Origin of the sequence: Geobacillus thermocatenulatus, from assembly GCF_002217655.1 — a bacterium.
Classification (GTDB): domain Bacteria; phylum Bacillota; class Bacilli; order Bacillales; family Anoxybacillaceae; genus Geobacillus; species Geobacillus thermocatenulatus.
On record NZ_NEWK01000001.1, the window covers coordinates 153260 to 170611 of the forward strand.

A 17352-nucleotide genomic window follows, 5' to 3' on the forward strand; every position below is an offset into this window, starting at 1 on the left:
GGGCTCCTCGCCCGAACGTGATGAAAGTCGCGATTGCTTCTGACCATGGTGGAGTTCGCATTCGTGAGGAAATAAAAGCACTGTTGGATGAAATGGGAATCGAGTACACCGATTTTGGCTGCGATTGTGAAACATCGGTCGATTACCCAGATTACGCGCTTCCCGTCGCGGAAAAAGTGGCGCGCGGCGAATTTGATCGCGGCATTTTGATCTGCGGCACCGGCATCGGCATGACGATCGCCGCCAACAAAGTGAAAGGGGTGCGCTGCGCCCTTTGCCACGACGTCTACAGCGCCAAGCTGACGCGCATGCATAACGACAGCAACATTCTTGCAATGGGGGAGCGCGTCATCGGCCCCGGCCTGGCGCGCGAAATCGCCAAGGCATGGCTTGAGACCGAATTTGAAGGCGGACGCCATGCGCGGCGGATCGGCAAAATCGCCGACTATGAAAACAAGCATTTGTAGGCAGAACCAGAGCCGCATCGGAGCGGATGCGGCCTGTGGGCCATAAGCGGAAGGTGTGGGCGTCCTGCTTCATGAGGGCAGTAGCGCAAAGGCTGGGAACCCGGCGATGTTCACAACAAATGCCGTTCATCTTTCGCGAATCATTGGTGAAAATACGAGAAGGTCATTGAAAAACAGCCGTTTTTTTGAAATGGATGATTCTCAAGTGAAGGAAGAGCAGCATGTATAAGGTTTCTCAATTTGAAAAGCAACGTGAGGGAGCCGCATTTTCCGTTACATCACCAGACTTCTAGTGTTCGTCAAGGAACGTGTGGGGCACACCGTGCGAAGGAGGAAAGGGAATGGACACACGATTGGCCGAATGGCGGCAGCAATGGCAAGCCATCTTGCATGAGTTTCGCCAACAGGCGCCGCTTGGCCGCGGCGATGTCGTTGTGATCGGCTGCAGTACGAGCGAGGTGCTTGGCGAGCGGATCGGCACGGCTGGATCGATGGACGTTGCCGCCATGCTGTTTGCCGAGCTTGACGCGTGGCGGCGCGAAACCGGCATTGCGCTCGCGTTTCAATGTTGTGAACATTTAAACCGGGCGCTTGTTGTCGAACGGGAAACCGCCAAAACTCATGAGCTTGAGATCGTTTCCGTCGTTCCGGTGCCGAAAGCGGGTGGGGCGATGGCCGCCTACGCCTATCGAACGTTCGCTGACCCGGTCGTTGTCGAGGCGATTCGCGCCGATGCCGGCATTGACATCGGCCATACGCTCATCGGCATGCATTTGAAGCCGGTTGCCGTTCCCGTGCGCGTTTCGGTGAAGCACATTGGATCGGCATGCGTGACGCTGGCGAAAACGCGGCCGAAGCTGATCGGCGGCGCTCGAGCGGTCTACTCGTTGGAAAATCCGAATGATTCCTGTTCTTTCTAGCGGTTTCATTCATTTTTTCTTTGAATTTGCCTAGCTGAAGCTGATAAAATAAAAACGAATATTCACTGATTTCGCATAAGGGGGAGCTATTGATGAATTACTTGCCACAACAAGATCCGCAAGTGTTCGCCGCTATTGAGCAAGAGCGGAAGCGGCAACATGCGAAAATTGAACTGATCGCCTCGGAAAACTTTGTCAGCCGCGCGGTCATGGAAGCGCAAGGGTCGGTTTTGACGAACAAATATGCGGAAGGCTATCCGGGACGCCGCTATTACGGCGGTTGTGAATATGTCGACATCGTCGAAGAGTTGGCGCGCGAGCGGGCAAAGCAATTGTTCGGAGCGGAACATGCGAATGTCCAGCCGCACTCGGGGGCGCAGGCGAACATGGCCGTCTATTTCACTGTTTTGGAGCACGGCGATACGGTGCTTGGCATGAACTTGTCGCACGGCGGCCATTTGACGCACGGCAGCCCGGTCAATTTCAGCGGCATTCAGTACCATTTTGTCGAATACGGCGTCGATCCAAAAACGCATGTCATTGACTATGACGACGTGCGCGAAAAAGCGCGCCTTCATCGGCCGAAGCTGATCGTCGCCGGCGCGAGCGCCTATCCGCGCATCATCGACTTCGCCAAGTTCCGCGAGATTGCCGATGAAGTCGGCGCCTATTTAATGGTTGACATGGCTCATATTGCCGGTCTTGTTGCGGCAGGTGTTCATCCGAACCCGGTTCCGTACGCCCATTTCGTTACGACGACGACGCACAAAACGTTGCGCGGTCCGCGTGGCGGGATGATTTTATGCCAAGAGCAGTTCGCCAAACAAATTGACAAAGCGATTTTCCCTGGCATTCAAGGCGGCCCGCTCATGCATGTCATTGCCGCGAAAGCCGTCGCGCTCGGTGAAGCGCTGCAAGACGACTTTAAAGTATACGCGAAGCGGGTCGTGGAGAATGCCAAACGGCTCGCAGCCGCCTTGCAAAACGAAGGATTCACCCTCATTTCCGGCGGCACGGACAACCATTTGCTGCTTGTCGATTTGCGCCCGCAGCAACTGACCGGGAAAACGGCGGAGAAAGTGCTCGATGAGGTCGGGATTACGGTCAACAAAAACACGATTCCGTACGATCCGGAAAGCCCGTTTGTCACAAGCGGCATCCGCATTGGCACGGCCGCGGTCACGACGCGCGGCTTCGGATTGGAAGAGATGGACGAAATCGCCGCCATCATCGGCCTTGTGCTGAAAAACGTCGGCAGCGAACAAGCGCTTGAGGAAGCGCGCCAACGCGTCGCCGCTTTGACGGAAAAGTTTCCGCTCTATCAAGACTAAGCGCCGCCGCTTCGTCCGAAACCGTACGGTGCACCGCCCCCGGATTTGGCGGTGCGCCTTTTTCCGTTCGTTCGGCAGTTGAATAGGCGCTCGTTTTCCAGTAGAATGTATAGAAGTGCAGCGCATACATACGGAAGAGGAGAGTTGACCCATGGGAAAAGTGTACGTTTTTGATCATCCGCTCATCCAGCATAAATTGACCTACATTCGCGACAAGAATACGGGCACGAAAGAATTTCGCGAGCTTGTCGACGAAGTGGCGACGTTGATGGCGTTTGAAATTACACGCGATCTGCCGCTTGAGGAAGTCGAGATCGAAACCCCCGTCAGTAAAGCCAGAGCGAAAGTGATCGCCGGCAAAAAACTGGGCGTCATTCCGATTTTGCGCGCCGGCATCGGCATGGTTGACGGCATCCTGAAGCTCATCCCGGCGGCGAAAGTCGGCCATATCGGCTTGTACCGCGATCCCCAAACATTAAAGCCGGTCGAATATTACGTCAAGCTGCCGAGCGATGTCGAAGAGCGCGATTTTATCATCGTCGACCCGATGCTCGCAACCGGCGGATCAGCGGTGGCGGCGATTGATGCGCTGAAAAAGCGGGGTGCGAAAAGCATTAAATTTATGTGCCTGATCGCGGCGCCGGAAGGAGTCGAAGCGGTGGAAACGGCCCACCCGGATGTGGACATTTACATCGCTGCCCTTGATGAGCGGTTGAACGACCACGGCTATATTGTCCCTGGTCTTGGCGACGCCGGCGATCGGTTGTTTGGCACAAAATAACAGCTGCAAGACGCCCCTCGCCGCGCGGGGGCTCCATTCCATCGAGCGGCGGAGAGGGTGCCTTGCCCATGCGTCAGTTAAGCGTTTGCATTGAATAGGCCGCGGCAGAAAGATGGCGCTGAGAAACCGCTCCGTTTGCAAAGCCCAGATAGATGCGACGAAGAAGTTTTAACACAGGCGTGTTGATTAACCAATAAAAACCAGTTGACACTGCTCTTTTTCTAGCTTTTCTGCCGTAGTCGGCAAGCGGTTCGCTTGCCGACTGGGCATGCGCACAGCATGCCCTTCTCGAACAATGAACGCTTTGCGGGCAAATGACATTTGCCCGCCGGCGTTCTTGTTCGGTTCGAGGGAAGAGGCAGAAAAGCTTGTGTTCAGTCATATGATTTTCGTAAAATAATGGATAATCAACACTCGTGGTTTTAACATATCCTTGACAGAAAAGCGGTTTGCCCCTTTTCGACTGTGGGAGGAAAGCCACAGGCTTCTCCGTCACGCCTTGGCGTGACGGAGGACCGAACAACCGCCTGCTTCACAGATCCATATATGGGTCTTTAAGCGGCGTTGTTCGGTCGCCCGACAGTCGATCAAATACTCGGTAAAAGCTGCAAATGGTAAAGCTTCAAATTGCATCTATATAGAATCATGAAAAGGAAAATAGGCTAAAAATAAAATATATCATTATACATCATCATTGTGAGAAGAAAATGAGAAATTGTCACAAATTATTAATATTTGCCCTATGTGAATGAGGTTTTACGTGGAAACACATTGACATTGACGGGGGCGTATTGTATCCTTTACAAGGGGTAGATTGAGAAGGTTTTCATTATGCATTTAAAGGGTGTATGGACATGTCCCCAAAACAGCGCCACCCGTTTCAAGCCATGGCGTTGATGTCCGCCTTCGTCTCCCAACTTGTCGGTTCGATTTTGGTCGGCGTTTTCGGCGGGAGATGGATCGATGATCGATTTGGCACCGAGCCGATCTTTTTGATCGTCGGCCTTTTGCTTGGACTGGCGGCCGGCGTGTATGCCATGTTGCGCTTGATCCGCCAATATTTCTCTGGGGAGTAATAAAATGGGAAGTCTTCAAGCGATGTTTTGGCGGCAAGTTCGGTACATATTGTATTTGCTCGCCATCTATACGCTCGGCTTTGGATTTACGCCGTATAAAACCGTTTTTCTCAGCTTGATTCTCGGTACATCGATCAGCCTCCTCATGGTTTGGAACTTAACCTGGAAAATCGAAAAATTCGGACAAGCGGTGGCGGCGCGCCAAAAAGTGCGCACATTAGGCACTTTGTCGCGTTTGGCGCTTGCTGCGTTGGCGGCTGTCATCGTTCTCAAATATCCGCAACATTTCGATATCGTGCCAACCGTTTTGGGATTAATGACATCCTACATTGTCATTATAATAGATTTCTTCTTTCACAAATGGAAAAACGACAAGCTGCAGGCATGAAAGCGAGGTGAGAGAAGATGGAGCATAAAGCGCCGCTTGTCGAATTTTTAGGCCTTACGTTTAATTTATCTGATATGTTGATGATTACGATCACCTGTTTGATCGTGTTCATCATTGCTGTTGCGGCTACTCGCTCGCTTCAGCTGCGCCCGACGGGGATGCAAAACTTTATGGAGTGGGTCTTTGACTTTGTCAGAGGCATCATTAACAGCACGATGGATTGGCAAACGGGCGGCCGCTTTTTGACGCTGGGCGTCACGCTCATCATGTATGTGTTTGTGGCCAATATGCTTGGACTGCCGTTTTCCGTCCATGTCAACGGCGAACTTTGGTGGAAATCGCCGACCGCGGATGCGACCGTTACGTTGACGCTGGCGGTGATGGTCGTCGCCCTCACCCATTACTATGGAGTGAAAATGAAAGGGGCGTCCGACTATTTGCGCGATTACACCCGTCCAGTCGCCTGGCTGTTCCCACTCAAAATCATCGAAGAGTTTGCCAACACGCTGACGCTCGGTTTGCGTCTTTTCGGGAACATTTACGCCGGGGAAATTTTGCTTGGCTTGCTCGCCAGCCTTGGCACGCATTACGGTGTGCTTGGCGCTGTTGGCGCAGCCATTCCGATGATGGTGTGGCAAGCGTTCAGTATTTTTGTCGGAACGATTCAGGCGTTCATTTTTACGATGTTAACCATGGTTTATATGGCTCATAAGGTCAGCCATGACCATTGAGCATTTCTTATCACTTCATTAAGAATAGGACTTGAAACATTACTTTAACATGGTGAAGGAGGATCTATCAACATGAGTTTGGGTGTACTTGCAGCTGCGATTGCGGTAGGTTTGGGGGCGTTAGGCGCCGGCATCGGCAACGGTTTGATCGTCAGCCGCACCATTGAAGGGATTGCTCGTCAACCGGAATTGCGTCCAGTTTTGCAAACGACGATGTTCATCGGGGTCGCGTTGGTTGAGGCGCTTCCGATCATCGGTGTCGTCTTCTCGTTCATTTACTTAGGTCGATAACAAATCGATATGGAAAGTGATGGCGAAGTTCGTGTCAACGACCACCTTCGCCATTCCTTTATGTGCGGTTTTGCGAGATCGCGTCGGTGCGATAGCTGTCGAAAGGAGTGAAACGCGGTGTTGTGGAAGGCAAACCTATGGGCGCTCGGCGAAGCGGCGCATGGCATCAGCGGCGGCACGATTATTTACCAATTGCTGATGTTCATCATTTTGCTGGCCTTGTTGCGCAAATTCGCTTGGCAGCCGTTAATGAATATCATGAAGCAGCGTGAAGAACATATCGCGAACGAAATCGACCAGGCGGAAAAACGCCGTCAAGAAGCAGAGAAACTTCTTGAAGAACAGCGCGAACTGATGAAGCAGTCGCGCCAAGAAGCGCAAGCGCTCATTGAAAACGCGCGCAAGCTGGCTGAAGAGCAGAAAGAACAAATTGTCGCCTCGGCCCGTGCGGAAGCGGAACGGGTGAAAGAAACGGCGAAAAAAGAAATCGAGCGTGAAAAAGAACAGGCGATGGCCGCGCTCCGTGAACAAGTGGCCTCGTTGTCTGTCTTGATCGCCTCAAAAGTGATCGAAAAAGAGCTGACCGAGCAAGATCAACGCAAGCTGATCGAAGCGTACATCAAAGACGTTCAAGAGGTAGGAGGAGCGCGATGAACCAAGAAGTGATCGCCAAACGGTACGCGTCCGCTTTGTTCCAAATCGCGCTCGAACAAGGACAGCTTGATCGAATCGAAGAAGATGTTCGCGCCGTGCGCCAGGCGTTGGCGGAAAACGGCGAGTTTTTATCGCTTCTTTCGTATCCGAAACTTTCCTTGGATCAGAAAAAAGCGCTCATCTGCGAAGCGTTCGCCGGTGTGTCCACTCCGGTGCAAAACACGCTTCTCCTTCTTCTGGAGCGCCATCGCTTCGGCCTTGTGCCCGAGCTGGCGGAACAGTTTCTCGCCCTCGTCGACGATGCGCGCGGCATCGCCAAGGCGGTCGCCTATTCGGCGCGGCCGTTGACGGACGAAGAACTGCGGGCGCTTTCCGACGTCTTTGCCCAAAAAGTCGGCAAACAGACGCTTGAGATTGAAAACATCATTGATCCGGAACTCATCGGCGGCGTGAGGCTGCGCATCGGCAACCGCATTTACGACGGCAGCGTCAGCGGGCAGCTTGAACGGATTCGGCGGCAGCTGATCGGCTAACATTTGAAGACAGGGGTGAAAGGCATGAGCATTCGAGCGGAAGAAATCAGCGCGCTCATTAAGCAGCAGATTGAAAACTATGAATCGCAAATCCAAGTGAGCGATGTCGGAACCGTCATCCAAGTCGGCGACGGGATCGCGCGCGCTCATGGGCTCGATAACGTCATGTCCGGCGAGCTCGTCGAGTTTGCCAACGGCGTGATGGGCATGGCGTTGAACTTGGAAGAAAACAACGTCGGTATCGTTATTTTAGGACCGTACACCGGCATTAAAGAAGGGGACGAAGTGCGCCGTACGGGCCGGATCATGGAAGTGCCCGTTGGGGAAGCGCTCATCGGCCGCGTCGTCAACCCACTCGGTCAGCCTGTTGACGGATTAGGGCCGGTGGAAACGACGGAAACGCGCCCGATCGAGAGCCCGGCGCCGGGCGTTATGGACCGGAGATCGGTGCATGAGCCGCTGCAAACCGGGATTAAAGCGATCGACGCGCTCGTGCCGATCGGCCGCGGCCAGCGCGAGCTCATCATCGGCGACCGGCAAACGGGGAAAACGTCCGTCGCCATTGACACGATCATCAACCAAAAAGACCAAAACATGATTTGTATTTATGTCGCCATCGGGCAAAAAGAATCGACGGTCCGCACCGTTGTCGAAACGCTCCGCAAACACGGCGCGCTCGACTATACGATCGTCGTCACCGCCTCGGCGTCGCAGCCGGCTCCGCTTTTGTTCTTGGCGCCGTATGCGGGTGTAGCGATGGGCGAGTACTTCATGTATAAGGGCAAGCACGTTTTGGTTGTGTACGACGATTTATCGAAGCAGGCCGCGGCATACCGCGAATTGTCGCTCTTGCTTCGCCGTCCGCCGGGCCGTGAAGCATATCCGGGGGATATTTTCTACTTGCACTCCCGCCTGCTTGAGCGCGCAGCGAAATTGAGCGATGCCAAAGGCGGCGGTTCGTTGACCGCGCTTCCGTTCGTCGAAACGCAAGCGGGTGACATTTCCGCCTACATCCCGACGAACGTCATCTCGATTACGGACGGGCAAATCTTCTTGCAATCGGACTTGTTCTTCTCCGGCGTCCGCCCGGCGATCAACGCAGGGTTGTCCGTTTCGCGCGTCGGTGGGGCAGCGCAAATCAAAGCGATGAAAAAAGTTGCCGGGACGCTCCGTTTGGACTTGGCCGCTTACCGTGAGCTCGAAGCGTTCGCCCAATTCGGCTCCGACCTCGACAAGGCGACGCAAGCGAAGCTCGCCCGCGGGGCGCGCACGGTCGAAGTGCTGAAGCAAGATTTGCATCAGCCGATTCCGGTCGAAAAACAAGTGTTGATCATCTATGCATTGACGCGCGGCTTTTTGGACGACATTCCGGTTGAAGATGTGCGCCGTTTCGAGAAAGAGTTTTACTTGTGGCTCGACCAAAACGGCCAACACTTGCTTGAGCACATCCGCACGACGAAAGATCTTCCGAACGAAGACGATCTCAATAAAGCGATCGAAGCGTTCAAGAAAACGTTTGTCGTTTCACAATAAGGCCGGCGGGGGCATATCGCCCCCTCACGCCTGTTAGAACCCGTGCAGCAAAAAGGTGGTGAAACCTTTGGCATCGTTACGCGATATTAAAACGCGCATCAATGCGACGAAGAAGACAAGCCAAATTACAAAAGCGATGGAAATGGTCTCGACGTCGAAGCTGAACCGCGCGGAGCAAAACGCGAAATCGTTCGTTCCATATATGGAGAAAATTCAAGAAGTCGTGGCTAATGTGGCGCTTGGCGCTGGGGGGGCTTCGCATCCGATGCTCGTTTCGCGCCCGGTGAAAAAGACCGGGTATCTCGTGATCACGTCGGATCGCGGTCTGGCTGGCGCGTACAACAGCAACGTGTTGCGCCTCGTGTACCAAACGATCCAAAAACGCCATGCTTCTCCGGACGAATATGCGATTATCGTCATCGGCCGCGTCGGGTTGAGCTTTTTCCGCAAGCGGAACATGCCAGTCATTCTCGACATCACCCGCTTGCCGGACCAGCCGTCGTTTGCCGATATTAAAGAAATCGCCCGCAAAACAGTTGGGTTATTCGCCGACGGTACGTTTGACGAGCTGTATATGTATTACAACCATTACGTGAGCGCGATTCAGCAAGAGGTGACGGAACGGAAGCTTCTGCCGCTCACTGACTTGGCGGAGAATAAGCAGCGCACGGTGTACGAATTTGAACCGTCGCAAGAAGAAATTTTGGACGTCTTATTGCCGCAGTATGCGGAAAGCCTCATTTACGGCGCATTGCTCGATGCAAAAGCAAGCGAACACGCCGCCCGGATGACGGCGATGAAGAACGCAACGGACAATGCGAACGAGCTCATTCGCACATTGACGCTTTCCTACAACCGCGCTCGCCAAGCGGCGATTACGCAAGAAATTACGGAAATTGTCGCCGGAGCAAACGCCTTGCAATAGGGGACTAGCAAGTTAGGAGGGAAAACGATGACAAGAGGACGCGTTATCCAAGTCATGGGTCCGGTTGTAGACGTCAAGTTTGAGAACGGCCACTTGCCGGCGATCTACAACGCCCTGAAAATTCAACATAAAGCGCGCAACGAAAACGAAGTCGACATCGACTTGACATTGGAAGTCGCCTTGCACCTTGGCGATGATACAGTACGGACGATCGCGATGGCGTCCACAGACGGCCTCATCCGCGGCATGGAAGTCATCGATACCGGCGCACCGATTTCGGTGCCGGTCGGCGAAGTCACGCTTGGCCGCGTGTTCAACGTCTTGGGCGAACCGATCGACTTGGAAGGCGACATTCCGGCTGACGCCCGCCGCGACCCGATTCACCGTCCGGCGCCAAAATTCGAGGAATTGGCGACGGAAGTCGAAATTTTGGAAACGGGGATTAAAGTCGTTGACTTGCTTGCCCCGTATATTAAAGGCGGAAAAATCGGTTTGTTCGGCGGCGCTGGCGTAGGAAAAACGGTCTTGATCCAAGAGCTGATTCACAACATCGCCCAAGAGCACGGCGGGATTTCCGTCTTTGCCGGCGTCGGCGAACGGACGCGTGAAGGAAACGACTTGTACCATGAGATGAAAGATTCCGGCGTCATCAGCAAAACGGCCATGGTGTTCGGACAAATGAATGAGCCGCCTGGGGCGCGGATGCGCGTCGCCTTGACCGGCTTGACGATGGCCGAATACTTCCGTGATGAACAAGGCCAAGACGTGCTGCTCTTTATCGATAACATCTTCCGTTTCACGCAGGCTGGTTCGGAAGTGTCGGCGCTGTTAGGCCGCATGCCGTCGGCCGTTGGTTACCAACCGACATTGGCGACGGAGATGGGTCAATTGCAAGAGCGAATCACCTCAACGGCGAAAGGCTCGATCACCTCGATCCAGGCGATTTACGTCCCGGCCGACGACTATACGGACCCGGCTCCGGCGACGACGTTCTCACACTTGGATGCGACGACGAACCTGGAGCGGAAGCTCGCCGAGATGGGGATTTATCCGGCTGTTGACCCGCTCGCTTCGACATCGCGTGCGTTGGCGCCGGAAATCGTCGGCGAGGAGCACTACCAAGTCGCCCGCAAAGTGCAGCAAACACTGCAACGTTATAAAGAATTGCAAGACATCATCGCCATCTTGGGGATGGATGAACTGTCGGATGAAGACAAACTCGTCGTTCACCGCGCCCGCCGCATCCAGTTCTTCTTGTCGCAAAACTTCCACGTGGCGGAGCAGTTCACGGGCCAACCAGGCTCCTACGTGCCGGTCAAAGAAACGGTGCGCGGCTTTAAAGAAATTTTGGAAGGCAAATACGACCATCTTCCGGAAGATGCGTTCCGCTTAGTCGGCCGCATTGAAGAAGTCGTTGAAAAAGCGAAAGCGATGGGTGTCGAAGTGTGACCCGGGATAGGGGGATTGGACAATGAAAACGATCCACGTGAGCGTCGTTACTCCTGATGGCCCGGTGTACGAAGACGATGTTGAAATGGTCAGCGTCAAAGCGAAAAGCGGCGAGCTCGGCATTTTGCCGGGGCACATTCCGCTTGTCGCCCCGCTCGAGATCAGCGCGGCCCGGCTGAAAAAAGGCGGCAAAACGCAATACATTGCCGTCAGCGGCGGCTTTTTGGAAGTCCGCCCGGACAAAGTGACGATTTTGGCTCAAGCTGCTGAACGGGCGGAGGACATTGACGTCCTCCGCGCCAAAGCGGCGAAAGAGCGGGCGGAGCGCCGCCTGCAAAGCCAGCAGGACGACATCGACTTCAAACGGGCCGAACTGGCGTTAAAACGCGCCATGAACCGTTTGAGCGTTGCGGAAATGAAGTAAAAAGCAGGGGAGTTTTTCCCCTGCTTTTTTTGATGAAAACGGTAGAATCGTCCGTCAAGGAGAGAGGCAAACGCCCTCTCTTTTTTCGTTCCTTGCATTCCGTCGCTTCAACAAAGATGAAGCGCTTACATGAATGGATACCGTGTTGACAGTGTTAACTTGAAGTTTTGCTGACACGGCTGGATATAAATGTTATAATGAAATCGAAGGAATTATTGAAAAATTTCATCATTAACACCATACGTATGTAGTAAACCGGAAGGGGGCGAGCTGGTTGAGCAACATCTATGCCAACAGTTATTTGATCATCTTCGTCTTCCTTTGCCTCGGTGTGTTGCTGCCGATCGGGGCGCTCACGGCCGGGCGGTGGCTGCGGCCGCACGTGCCGAGTGATGCAAAGGCGACAACTTATGAAAGCGGTAACAATCCCTTTCACGACTCGCGCGTTCAGTTCCAAGTTCGGTACTACCTATTTGCCTTGCTGTTTGTCATTTTCGATATCGAGACGGTGTTTTTGTACCCGTGGGCTGTTGTCTATGACCAACTCGGCTTGTTCGCGTTGGTGGAAATGATCATGTTCATTGTTTTGCTTGCCATTGGCTTGATCTATGCTTGGAAAAAGAAGGTGTTACGATGGATGTGAAATGGGAGGGTTTTTCTGGCGTCGAAATGGAAGAAGTGAAGCGAAACGTCTTTTTGACGACATTGGAACAGTTGAAAGGATGGGCCCGAAGCAGTTCGCTTTGGCCGTTGACGTTCGGCCTTGCCTGTTGCGCCATCGAGATGATGGCGGTCGGCGGCGCCCATTACGACCTCGACCGGTTCGGTTCGTTTTTCCGCGCCTCGCCGCGGCAGGCGGACGTCATGATTGTCTCGGGCACGGTGACGAAAAAAATGGCGCCGCTCTTGCGCCGGTTGTATGATCAAATGCCCGAACCGAAATGGGTCATCGCCATGGGCTCGTGTGCGACAGCCGGCGGCCCGTACATCAAATCGTACAGCGTCGTCAAAGGCGTCGACCAAATTGTCCCGGTGGACGTGTACATACCAGGCTGTCCGCCGAACCCGGCAGCGCTCATCTACGGCATTCATAAATTAAAAGAAAAAATCCGACTGGAAGCCAAAACGGGGAAGAAGGTGCTGTAACCGATGGATGAAGAAAAAGATTTGGCCCAACGAAAAAAAGAGGCAGCCGAGCGGGCAAAACAGCTGGCGCGCGAACGGCTCGCGGCTAGGCAGGCAGATGAACAGGCCAAGTCAGCTGTCGAAACGGGCAGTTTGAAAACGCCCCCGAATTCGAATGGCAGCCAGCCCGAAACAACGAAGGGAGAGGCAACGGAACCGGCATCGGCCGACGATCTTGCATTGGCGAAAAAACGAGCAGCCGAGGAAGCACGGGTGAGGGCGGCGGAACTGCGGCGTCAGCGCGAGTCGGCGGCGGCAGGGGACGACCTCGAGGCGGCGAAGAGAAAGGCGGCGGAGGAAGCACGGGCGAGGGCGGCGGAACTGCGGCGTCAGCGCGAGTCGGCGGCGGCAGACGATGACCTTGAGTTGGCGAAGAAAAAGGCGGCCGCGGCAGCGAAAGCCAAGGCCGCGGCTGCGAAGGCGCGGGCGGCCGCCATGGCGAAGCAGCAAGGTGATGCTGCCGACGATGAGGCGAAACAAAAGGCGATCGCAGCGGCGAAAGCGAAAGCGGCCGCTGCTGCCCGGGCGAAGGCGAAAGCGGCTGACGCTGACGGCGGGACGGAACAGCCGCCCTCCCCGTCGCCGAACGATCCGCTGCTTGAGAAATATGTCCGCATCATTCATGAGCATCTCGGTGCGGATGTGCTCGAGGATGCATACATCAACCGGCTGGCGAAAGATGTGCCGACGCTTGTCGTGAAAAAAGAGGCGTACTACAAAGTCGCTGAGTTGTTGAAGGGTCATGAACAGCTGCAGTTTGATTATTTATCCGAGCTGCACGGCACCGATTTTCAGACGCATACGGAAGTGTACGTCCACTTGTATTCCTATCCAAACCGGCAGCCGGTGGCGCTGAAAGTCAAAATCGAGCGCGACAACCCGGAAGTCGATTCGCTCGTTCCGCTTTGGCCGGGGGCGAACTGGCCGGAGTGCGAAGCGTACGATTTGCTTGGCATCCGTTTCCGCGGCCACCCGAACTTAATCCGCATCTTCCTCGGCGAACAATGGGTTGGGCATCCGCTGCGCAAAGATTACGAGCCGTATGATGCGGAGGTGTAGATGATGCTGCGCACAGAGGAAATGATTTTAAACGTTGGCCCTCAACACCCGAGCACGCACGGGGTGTTCCGCCTCATTTTAAAAATTGACGGCGAGATCATTCAAGAGGCGACACCGGTCATCGGCTACCTGCATCGGGGGACGGAAAAGATCGCCGAAGGGCTGCAATATACGCAAATCATCCCGTACACCGACCGGATGGACTATTTGTCCGCGATGACGAACAACTATGTGCTTTGCCATGCGGTCGAAACGATGATGGGCATTGAAGTGCCGGAGCGGGCCGAATATTTGCGCGTTCTCGCCATGGAGCTTGGACGGATCGCCAGCCACCTCGTCTGGTGGGGGACGTACTTGCTTGACCTTGGCGCGACGAGTCCGTTTTTGTACGCGTTCCGCGAACGCGAAATGATTATTAATCTATTAAATGAGCTGTCTGGAGCGCGGCTGACGTTCAACTATATGCGCATCGGCGGCGTCAAATGGGATGCGCCGGACGGTTGGATTGACAAAGTGAAGCAGTTCGTTCCGTACATGCGGGAGAAATTGGCCGGGTACCACGACCTCGTCACCGGAAACGAAATTTTCCGCCAGCGCGTCATCGGCGTCGGGCGGTATACGAAAGAAGAGGCGATCAGCTATTCGCTCAGCGGCGTCAACTTGCGGTCGACCGGCGTCAAATGGGATTTGCGCAAAGATGAACCGTATTCGATCTATGACCGCTTTGATTTTGACGTGCCGGTGCGCGACAGCGGCGACTGCCTTGCCCGCTATGAATGCCGGATGGCGGAAATCGAACAGTCGCTTCGCATCATCGAGCAGGCGTGCGAGCAATTTCCGCCTGAGGGGCCGATCATGGGAAAAGTGCCCCGCATCATTAAAGCGCCGCCCGGCGAGACGTTCGTCCGCATCGAGGCGCCGCGCGGCGAGATCGGCTGCTATATTGCGAGCGACGGCAAAAAGGAGCCGTACCGCCTCAAATTCCGGCGCCCATCGTTTTACAACTTGCAAATACTCCCGAAGCTGCTCAAAGGGGAAAACTTGGCCAATGTCATCGCCATTCTTGGGTCGATTGACATTGTGCTTGGGGAGGTCGACGGATGATGGAGCAATGGCTTGAATCCACGCCAAGCTGGTCGAACATCGCCCTGTTTTTCGGGCTTGGGGCGCTGCTTTTGGCGGTCGTGCTCGCCTTTGTCACATACGGCATTTTGGCTGAGCGGAAAGTGATGGGGTTTATGCAAGGGCGCATCGGCCCGAACCAAGTCGGCGGCCGCTTTGGACTGTTGCAAACCGTTGCCGATGTGTTGAAGCTGCTTTTGAAAGAGGATACGATCCCGAAAGCGGCTGACCGTCCGCTCTACGTGCTGGCGCCGATTATCGCCTTTGTGCCGTCGTTTATGGTGTTGGCGGTATTGCCGTTTACCGATGCGTTCCGGTTCGCCGATATTGGCGTCGGCCTTCTGTATTATATCGCTGTCTCCGGCTTGACGACCGTCGGCGTTGTCGCCGGCGGCTGGGCGTCCAACAACAAATACGCTCTGCTTGGCGGCATGCGGGCAGCCGCGCAAATGATTTCTTATGAGATTCCGCTCGTCATGTCAGCGCTTGGCGTCGTGCTTTTGGCGGGAAGCATGAATTTAGTCGACATCGTTGCGGCGCAAAAAGACGTCTGGTTCATTTTCGCCCAGCCGTTGGCGTTTTTGATTTTCCTCATTGCCGCGGTGGCCGAGTTGAACCGGACGCCGTTTGACTTGCCGGAAGCGGAGTCCGAGCTCGTCGCCGGCTTCCATGTCGAATATTCCGGGTTCCGTTGGGCGTTCTTTATGCTCGCCGAGTATGTGTATTTGTTCGCCATGGCGGCGCTTGTGACGATTTTGTTTCTCGGCGGTTGGCATCCGGTCGCGTTTCTCGGCTGGATTCCTGGCGCGGTCTGGTTTGCGCTGAAGTTTTGTGTGATCGTTTTCGTCCTCATTTGGTTTCGCGCCACATTTCCGCGCGTGCGCGCCGACCAGCTGATGGAGTTCGCCTGGAAAGTGCTGCTTCCGCTTTCGCTCGTCAACATTGTGCTGACGGCGGTCGTGAAAGCGTGGTTTTTCTAAAAGGCCGGTGATTTAGTGAAAAGTCGCGAAAAACGGACTCTTCTCAAATTGAGAAGTCCTGTAAAATCAACGGTTCTCTTTCGCCCAAAAGCAACGGATTCGGCGAAATCGGTCGTTTTTCACCAGTCCTCTAAAGGAACAAAGCAACTTGCCTTGCTAGGAAGGGGGCAGCCGCCCATGAGCATGGCCTCCTCCTTCGGGCAGAGGTCGTGTCGGAACGCCACTTTTCCCATGAGAGGGGTAGACGGATGATTGGGTTGATGAAAGGATTGGCGTATACGTTAAAAGAGTTGACGCGCGAAAAAGTGACGTACGATTACCCGCACGAACCGCTCCCGCTCCCGGATCGGTTTCGCGGCATCCAGAAATTTTATCCCGAAAAATGCATCGTGTGCAACCAGTGCGTCAATATTTGCCCGACCGAATGCATCCAGCTGACCGGGAAAAAACATCCCGATCCGACGAAAAAAGGGAAAGTGATTGAGACGTACAACATCAACTTTGAAATTTGCATTTTATGCGATTTGTGCACGGAAGTATGTCCAACGGAAGCGATTGTCATGACGAACAACTTTGAGCTCGCGGAATACAGCCGCGACGCTCTGTATAAAGATTTGGCCTGGCTCGATGAAAACGATACGAACGTAAGAAGGGAGAATAAGCCGTGAGCGGAACGGACATCGCCTTTTTCTTGCTCGCCCTCGCGGCGATTGCCGGCGGGGTGACGATGCTCCAGCTGACGAACGTCGTCCATATGGTCATCGCCCTCGTCATGACATTTTTCGGCATTGCCGGGCTGTACGTGCTGTTGTCCGCCGAATTTGTCGCTGTTGTGCAAGTGCTCATCTATTCCGGAGCCATCACGATCATCATGCTGTTTGCGATCATGCTGACGCGCCATCACACAGACCAAAGGGAGCGCCAAACCACCGGCGGCGTCTGGCATAAAGCGGTTGCCGCCCTCTCCGTCATCGCCTTCGGCCTTGCCGTCTACTTCGGCATCCGCCAGCTCGACTTCGGCGCTGACGGCAGCGCGCTTTCGGGCGACAACGCGAAGGCGATCGGCAAGTCGCTTTACTCGTATTATACGATTCCGTTTGAAATCGTGTCCGTCATTTTGCTTGTCGCCTTAATTGGCGCGATCGTGTTGGCGAAAAAAGACGGCAAGGGGGCGGAAGACGAATGACATTATCGGCCTATTTAGCGTTGGCGCTGATCTTGTTTTGCATCGGGCTGTACGGGGCGCTCACGAAGAGGAATACGGTCATTGTGCTCATCTGCATTGAGCTGATGTTAAATGCGGTCAACATCAATTTCGTCGCTTTTGCCAAATACGGCGCCCATCCCAGCGTTCACGGGCACGTGTTCGCGCTGTTTGCGATCGCCGTGGCGGCGGCGGAAGCAGCCGTCGGCTTAGCTGCCCTCATCGCTTTTTACCGCAGCCGGAAGACGGTTCACGTCGATGAAGCCAATTCGTTGAAACATTAGAGAAGGGGATGGGAA

Annotated in this window: 22 protein-coding genes; all 22 read left to right on the forward strand. The window is 54.5% G+C overall.

Features of this window, described 5'->3' with window-relative positions; translation table 11 throughout:
- Nucleotides 1-20: 20 nt before the first annotated feature.
- The 22 genes from rpiB to nuoK all read left to right on the forward strand — a co-directional run bounded on the left by rpiB (nucleotide 21) and on the right by nuoK (nucleotide 17337).
- Nucleotides 21-467 carry a ribose 5-phosphate isomerase B gene (gene rpiB, locus B9L19_RS00820; RefSeq protein ID WP_025949616.1) on the forward strand — a complete coding sequence of 149 codons (447 nt, stop codon included), beginning with the start codon at nucleotides 21-23 and terminating at the stop codon, nucleotides 465-467.
- A 341-nt stretch (nucleotides 468-808) separates the two neighbouring features.
- Nucleotides 809-1387: a TIGR01440 family protein gene (locus B9L19_RS00825; RefSeq protein ID WP_025949615.1), complete on the forward strand. Its 579-nt coding sequence runs from the start codon at nucleotides 809-811 to the stop codon at nucleotides 1385-1387.
- Nucleotides 1388-1479: 92 nt separating this feature from the next.
- Nucleotides 1480-2718, forward strand: coding sequence for a serine hydroxymethyltransferase (gene glyA, locus B9L19_RS00830; RefSeq protein WP_015376066.1), 1239 nt, complete (start codon nucleotides 1480-1482; stop codon nucleotides 2716-2718).
- Between the two features lie 151 nt (nucleotides 2719-2869).
- Nucleotides 2870-3499, forward strand: a complete 630-nt coding sequence (upp, locus tag B9L19_RS00835; protein ID WP_047752498.1) for a uracil phosphoribosyltransferase — start codon at nucleotides 2870-2872, stop codon at nucleotides 3497-3499.
- An 854-nt stretch (nucleotides 3500-4353) separates the two neighbouring features.
- Entirely contained in the window at nucleotides 4354-4575 is a 222-nt protein-coding gene (locus tag B9L19_RS00840; protein WP_047752499.1) for an AtpZ/AtpI family protein, read from the forward strand.
- Between the two features lie 4 nt (nucleotides 4576-4579).
- Entirely contained in the window at nucleotides 4580-4963 is a 384-nt protein-coding gene (locus B9L19_RS00845; RefSeq protein WP_025949613.1) for an ATP synthase subunit I, read from the forward strand.
- A gap of 17 nt (nucleotides 4964-4980) precedes the next feature.
- On the forward strand, nucleotides 4981-5694 hold the full coding sequence (gene atpB, locus B9L19_RS00850) for a F0F1 ATP synthase subunit A (RefSeq protein ID WP_015376063.1): 714 nt from the start codon (nucleotides 4981-4983) through the stop codon (nucleotides 5692-5694).
- A gap of 72 nt (nucleotides 5695-5766) precedes the next feature.
- On the forward strand, nucleotides 5767-5985 hold the full coding sequence (atpE, locus tag B9L19_RS00855; RefSeq protein ID WP_011232830.1) for a F0F1 ATP synthase subunit C: 219 nt from the start codon (nucleotides 5767-5769) through the stop codon (nucleotides 5983-5985).
- 120 nt (nucleotides 5986-6105) lie between these two features.
- The gene (locus tag B9L19_RS00860; RefSeq protein WP_172643495.1) at nucleotides 6106-6639 is read left to right on the forward strand and encodes a F0F1 ATP synthase subunit B; all 534 of its coding nucleotides are present in this window, start codon (nucleotides 6106-6108) and stop codon (nucleotides 6637-6639) included.
- A complete protein-coding gene (locus tag B9L19_RS00865; RefSeq protein ID WP_047752500.1) occupies nucleotides 6636-7172 on the forward strand; it encodes a F0F1 ATP synthase subunit delta in 537 nt (178 codons plus the stop codon). Before B9L19_RS00860 ends, B9L19_RS00865 begins: the two co-directional genes overlap by 4 nt.
- A 24-nt stretch (nucleotides 7173-7196) precedes the next feature.
- Complete coding sequence (gene atpA, locus B9L19_RS00870; protein ID WP_025949611.1) at nucleotides 7197-8705, forward strand: F0F1 ATP synthase subunit alpha; 1509 nt, start codon at nucleotides 7197-7199, stop codon at nucleotides 8703-8705.
- Nucleotides 8706-8772: 67 nt separating this feature from the next.
- A complete protein-coding gene (gene atpG, locus B9L19_RS00875) occupies nucleotides 8773-9630 on the forward strand; it encodes an ATP synthase F1 subunit gamma (protein ID WP_011232826.1) in 858 nt (285 codons plus the stop codon).
- A gap of 27 nt (nucleotides 9631-9657) precedes the next feature.
- On the forward strand, nucleotides 9658-11079 hold the full coding sequence (atpD, locus tag B9L19_RS00880; RefSeq protein WP_011232825.1) for a F0F1 ATP synthase subunit beta: 1422 nt from the start codon (nucleotides 9658-9660) through the stop codon (nucleotides 11077-11079).
- A 22-nt stretch (nucleotides 11080-11101) separates the two neighbouring features.
- Entirely contained in the window at nucleotides 11102-11503 is a 402-nt protein-coding gene (locus B9L19_RS00885; protein WP_011232824.1) for a F0F1 ATP synthase subunit epsilon, read from the forward strand.
- 274 nt (nucleotides 11504-11777) lie between these two features.
- On the forward strand, nucleotides 11778-12146 hold the full coding sequence (locus tag B9L19_RS00890; RefSeq protein ID WP_013146604.1) for an NADH-quinone oxidoreductase subunit A: 369 nt from the start codon (nucleotides 11778-11780) through the stop codon (nucleotides 12144-12146).
- Complete coding sequence (locus B9L19_RS00895) at nucleotides 12137-12649, forward strand: NuoB/complex I 20 kDa subunit family protein (protein ID WP_025949609.1); 513 nt, start codon at nucleotides 12137-12139, stop codon at nucleotides 12647-12649. The genes B9L19_RS00890 and B9L19_RS00895 overlap by 10 nt, the downstream gene beginning before the upstream one ends.
- Nucleotides 12650-12652: 3 nt before the next feature.
- Complete coding sequence (locus B9L19_RS00900; RefSeq protein WP_047752501.1) at nucleotides 12653-13747, forward strand: NADH-quinone oxidoreductase subunit C; 1095 nt, start codon at nucleotides 12653-12655, stop codon at nucleotides 13745-13747.
- A 3-nt stretch (nucleotides 13748-13750) separates the two neighbouring features.
- A complete protein-coding gene (locus tag B9L19_RS00905) occupies nucleotides 13751-14851 on the forward strand; it encodes an NADH-quinone oxidoreductase subunit D (protein WP_047752510.1) in 1101 nt (366 codons plus the stop codon).
- A complete protein-coding gene (gene nuoH / locus B9L19_RS00910) occupies nucleotides 14848-15849 on the forward strand; it encodes an NADH-quinone oxidoreductase subunit NuoH (protein ID WP_025949606.1) in 1002 nt (333 codons plus the stop codon). Before B9L19_RS00905 ends, nuoH begins: the two co-directional genes overlap by 4 nt.
- 248 nt (nucleotides 15850-16097) lie before the next feature.
- Nucleotides 16098-16517, forward strand: a complete 420-nt coding sequence (gene nuoI / locus B9L19_RS00915) for an NADH-quinone oxidoreductase subunit NuoI (protein WP_025949605.1) — start codon at nucleotides 16098-16100, stop codon at nucleotides 16515-16517.
- Entirely contained in the window at nucleotides 16514-17035 is a 522-nt protein-coding gene (locus tag B9L19_RS00920; RefSeq protein ID WP_047752502.1) for an NADH-quinone oxidoreductase subunit J, read from the forward strand. The genes nuoI and B9L19_RS00920 overlap by 4 nt, the downstream gene beginning before the upstream one ends.
- On the forward strand, nucleotides 17032-17337 hold the full coding sequence (gene nuoK, locus B9L19_RS00925; protein ID WP_025949603.1) for an NADH-quinone oxidoreductase subunit NuoK: 306 nt from the start codon (nucleotides 17032-17034) through the stop codon (nucleotides 17335-17337). Before B9L19_RS00920 ends, nuoK begins: the two co-directional genes overlap by 4 nt.
- The last annotated feature ends 15 nt before the right edge of the window (nucleotides 17338-17352 follow it).